Origin of the sequence: Ramlibacter sp. (assembly GCF_036383835.1) — a bacterium.
Taxonomy (GTDB): domain Bacteria; phylum Pseudomonadota; class Gammaproteobacteria; order Burkholderiales; family Burkholderiaceae_C; genus Ramlibacter.
Window position 1 is genome coordinate 1 of the sequence record NZ_DASVNN010000097.1, and the last position, 4411, is coordinate 4411.

General features: G+C 68.1%; 4 protein-coding genes. 1 reads left to right on the forward strand and 3 read right to left on the reverse strand.

The features are described from left to right. Nucleotides 1-81: 81 nt before the first annotated feature. From ureC to VF522_RS16090, 3 genes are read right to left on the reverse strand one after another with little or no spacing between them, the layout of a single operon-like run. Nucleotides 82-1800 carry an urease subunit alpha gene (ureC, locus tag VF522_RS16080; protein WP_330909299.1) on the reverse strand — a complete coding sequence of 573 codons (1719 nt, stop codon included), beginning with the start codon at nt 1798-1800 and terminating at the stop codon, nt 82-84. Further along, entirely contained in the window at nt 1800-2105 is a 306-nt protein-coding gene (locus VF522_RS16085; protein WP_330909301.1) for an urease subunit beta, read from the reverse strand. Before VF522_RS16085 ends, ureC begins: the two co-directional genes overlap by 1 nt. A gap of 16 nt (nt 2106-2121) precedes the next feature. Beyond that, nucleotides 2122-2424, reverse strand: a complete 303-nt coding sequence (locus VF522_RS16090) for an urease subunit gamma (protein WP_330909300.1) — start codon at nt 2422-2424, stop codon at nt 2122-2124. An 85-nt stretch (nt 2425-2509) separates the two neighbouring features. Here VF522_RS16090 and VF522_RS16095 point away from each other — a divergent pair. Beyond that, a partial coding sequence (locus tag VF522_RS16095; RefSeq protein WP_414709544.1) for a purine-cytosine permease family protein occupies nt 2510-4411 on the forward strand: 1902 nt, incomplete at its 3' end.

Genomic DNA, 4411 nt, shown 5'->3' on the forward strand with positions numbered 1-4411 from the left:
CGCGTACTGTAGGCTGGGGTGGAACCCCAGCGCGCCCGCGGTGCTGGGGTTCCACCCCAGCCTACAGTACGCGCCGCTCGCTTAGAACAGGAAATACCTCTGCGCCATCGGCAGCATGGTCGCGGGATCGCAGGTGAGCAACTGACCGTCCGCGCGCACGGCGTAGGTCTGCGGATCGATCTCCATCTTCGGCAGGTAGTCGTTGTGCACCAGGTGCTGCTTGCGCACGCGGCGGATGTCCTTCACGGCGCTGACGTTCTTCAGCAGGCCGAACTTCTCCTTCACGCCGGCGGCCATGCCCGCCTGCGACACGAAGGTGAAGGACGACCGGTGCAGCGCGCCGCCGAAGCTGCCGAACATCGGCCGGTAGTGCACCGGCTGCGGCGTCGGGATCGAGGCATTGGCGTCGCCCATGGCCGCCATCGCGATGAAGCCGCCCTTGAGGATCAGCGCCGGCTTCACGCCGAAGAAGGCGGGCTTCCAGACCACCAGGTCGGCCCACTTGCCCGGCTCGATGCTGCCCACCTCGTGGCTGATGCCGTGCGCGATCGCCGGATTGATCGTGAGCTTGGCGATGTAGCGCTTCGCGCGGAAGTTGTCGTGCCGAGGCGAGTCCCCCGGCAGCTTGCCGCGCTGCTGCTTCATCTTGTGCGCGGTCTGCCAGCAGCGCAGGATCACCTCGCCCACGCGGCCCATGGCCTGCGAGTCGCTGGAGAACATGCTGATCGCGCCGAGGTCGTGCAGGATGTCTTCCGCCGCGATGGTCTCCTTGCGGATGCGGCTCTCGGCGAAGGCGAGGTCCTCGGGAATCGCCGGGTCGAGGTGGTGGCACACCATCAGCATGTCGACGTGCTCGTCGAGCGTGTTGACGGTGTAGGGCATCGTCGGGTTGGTCGACGAGGGCAGGAAGTTCGGCTCGCCGACCACGCGCAGGATGTCCGGCGCATGCCCGCCGCCCGCGCCTTCGGTGTGGAAGGCGCAGATCCCGCGCCCCTTCGTGGCGGCGATGGTGTTCTCCACGAAGCCCGACTCGTTGAGCGTGTCGGAGTGGATCGCCACCTGGATCTCCATCTCGTCGGCGACGTCCAGGCAGTTGCCGATCGCCGCCGGCGTCGTGCCCCAGTCCTCGTGCAGCTTCAGGCCGATCACGCCGGCCGCGACCTGTTCGCGCAGCGCCTGCGGCAGGCTGGCGTTGCCCTTGCCCATGAAGCCGAGGTTCATCGGGAAGGCGTCGGCCGCCTGCAGCATGCGCTCGATGTTCCAGGGCCCGGGCGTGCAGGTGGTGGCGAAGGTGCCGGTGGCGGGACCGGTGCCGCCGCCGAACATGGTCGTCACGCCGGAAGCGAGCGCCTCCTCGATCTGCTGCGGGCAGATGAAGTGAATGTGCGTGTCGATGCCGCCTGCGGTGACGATCGCGCCTTCGCAGCTGACGATCTCGGTGCCGGCGCCGATCACGATGTCCACGCCCGGCTGCGTGTCGGGGTTGCCGGCCTTGCCGATGGCGGCGATCCGGCCGTCCTTCAGGCCGATGTCGGCCTTGACGATGCCCCAGTGGTCGAGGATCAGGGCGTTGGTCAGCACGGTATCCATCGCGCCCTCGGCACGGGTGCGCTGCGACTGCGCCATGCCGTCGCGGATGGTCTTGCCGCCGCCGAACTTCACTTCCTCGCCGTAGCCGCCGGCGCGCAGGGTGTAGTCCTCCTCGACCTCGATCACCAGGTCGGTGTCGGCGAGGCGCACGCGGTCGCCCGTGGTGGGGCCGAACATTTCCGCGTAGGCGCGGCGCGGGATGGTTGCCATCAGATTTTTCCTTGCACCAAGCCGCGGAAGCCGTAGACCTTGCGGTCGCCGGCGTAGTCCACCAGTTCGACGGTGCGCTGCTGTCCCGGCTCGAAGCGCACCGCGGTGCCGGAGGCGATGTTCAGGCGCATGCCATGCGCCGCCTGGCGGTCGAATTGCAGCGCGCCGTTGGTTTCGGCGAAGTGGTAGTGCGAGCCGACCTGGATCGGCCGGTCCGCCGTGTTCTGCACGACCAGGGTGAGGGTGCGGCGGCCGGGGTTCAGGGCGTGGTCGCCGCCGTCGGTGATCAGTTCGCCGGGCGTCATCATGTGCGGGCGCTCCTCAGACGATGGGCTGGTGGACGGTGACGAGCTTGGTGCCGTCGGGAAAGGTCGCTTCGACCTGGATCTCGGGGATCATCTCGGCGATCCCTTCCATCACGTCCTCGCGCGTCAGCACGGTGCGGCCTTCGCTCATGAGCTGCGCCACGGACTTGCCGTCGCGCGCGCCCTCCATCACCGCGGCGGAAATCAGCGCCATCGCCTCGGGGTAATTGAGCTTCAGCCCCCTGGCCCTGCGCCGCTCCGCCAGCAGGGCGGCGGTGAACAGCAGCAGCTTGTCTTTTTCGCGGGGCGTGAGTTCCATTTGGCGGACTTTATTGCAAGAGCCGGGCCTGAACAAAAAACCAGCTTCCGGACGCAGAGGGCTGTTCCGAAACCCGGCACGGAAGATGCCTCTCGGCTCCGTGAGCCGAACCATCCCCATCCTCCCGGACCTCGATACCGCACCCCAGCGCGTCGTCAAGGTCCGCCGCGACTACAACACCTGGGTCGCGAGCGAGACGATGGAGGACTACGCGCTGCGCTACACGCCGCAGCGCTTCCGCAAGTGGTCGACCTGGCGCGTGGCCAATACCGCTTTCGGCGCCGCCTCCTTCCTGATCCTGGAGGCGGTCGGCGCCACGCTGCTGGTGCAGTACGGCTTCCTCAACGCCTTCTGGGCGATCCTGGCCACCGGGCTGATCATCTTCCTGGCGGGCCTTCCGATCAGCATCTACGCGGCCCGCTACGGCGTGGACATGGACCTGCTCACGCGCGGCGCCGGCTTCGGCTACATCGGCTCGACGCTCACCTCGCTGATCTACGCCTCCTTCACCTTCATCTTCTTCGCGCTGGAAGCGGCGGTGATGGCCTATGCGCTGGAGCTCGCGCTGGGCATCCCTCCGAGCTGGGGTTATCTCGTGTGCGCGCTGGTGGTGATCCCGCTGGTGACGCACGGCGTTTCCGCCATCAGCCGGCTGCAGGTCTGGACGCAGCCGCTCTGGCTGGTGATGCTGGTGGTGCCCTTCGCCTACGTGCTGGCGCGCGATCCTGGTGCTTTCTCGGGCGTGGTGCACTACGCCGGGGAGAAGTCCAAGGGCGCCGGCTTCGATCTGCACCTGTTTGGTGCCGCGCTCACGGTGGGCATCGCCCTGATCACGCAGATGGGCGAACAGGCCGACTACCTGCGCTTCATGCCGGCGCGCACCGCGGCCAACCGGCGCCGCTGGTGGACGGGCGTGCTCGCGGGCGGCCCGGGCTGGGTGGTGCTTGGCGTGCTGAAGATGCTCGGAGGCGCGCTGCTGGCGTATCTCGCGATCCAGCACATGGTGCCCTCGGACCGCGCGGTCGATCCCAACCAGATGTACCTTGCCGCCTACGAGTACGTCTTCCCGCACTACGGGTGGGCGGTCGCGGCGACGGCGCTGTTCGTGGTGGTCTCGCAGCTGAAGATCAACGTCACCAACGCCTATGCGGGCTCGCTCGCCTGGTCCAACTTCTTCTCGCGCGTGACGCACAGCCACCCGGGCCGCGTGGTGTGGGTGGTGTTCAACACGCTCATCGCCTTCATGCTGATGGAGATGAACGTGTTCCAGGCGCTCGGCGACGTGCTCGGGCTGTACTCCAACATCGCGATCGCCTGGATGATGGCGGTGGTCGCCGACCTGGTGGTGAACAAGCCGCTGGGACTGTCGCCGCGCGGCATCGAGTTCAAGCGGGCGTACCTGTACGACATCAACCCGGTCGGGGTGGGCGCGATGGCGCTGGCCTCGACGGTGTCGATCGCGGCGTACCTCGGCGCCTTCGGGGCCGCGGCGCAGGCGTTCTCGGCGTTGATCGCGATGGGCGTGGCGTTCGTGGCGGCGCCGGCGATCGCATGGAGCACCAAGGGCCGGTATTACCTCGCGCGGGAAGATGGGCGTAGGGTGGGCACCGGCCACGGTGCCCACCGCCTCCAACGCTGCGTCATCTGCGACCGCGACTACGAAGGCCCCGACATGGCGCACTGCCCCGCCTACCAGGGCCCGATCTGCTCGCTGTGCTGCACGCTCGACGCGCGCTGCGGCGACCTGTGCAAGCCGCACGCGAGCCTCGCCGCGCAATGGTCGGCCACCCTGCGCACGCTGCTGCCCAGACCCGTGTGGCCTTACCTCGATACCGGCCTGGGCCACTTCCTGCTGCTGATGATGGTGGTGGCGCCCCTGCTCGCCGCGTTGTTCGGCCTGCTGTACCTCCAGGAGATGCAGGCCGTCGACGCGGCCGCGCCCGGATCGCTGCGCGCCACCTTCGTCAAGGCCTACTTCGCGCTGCTG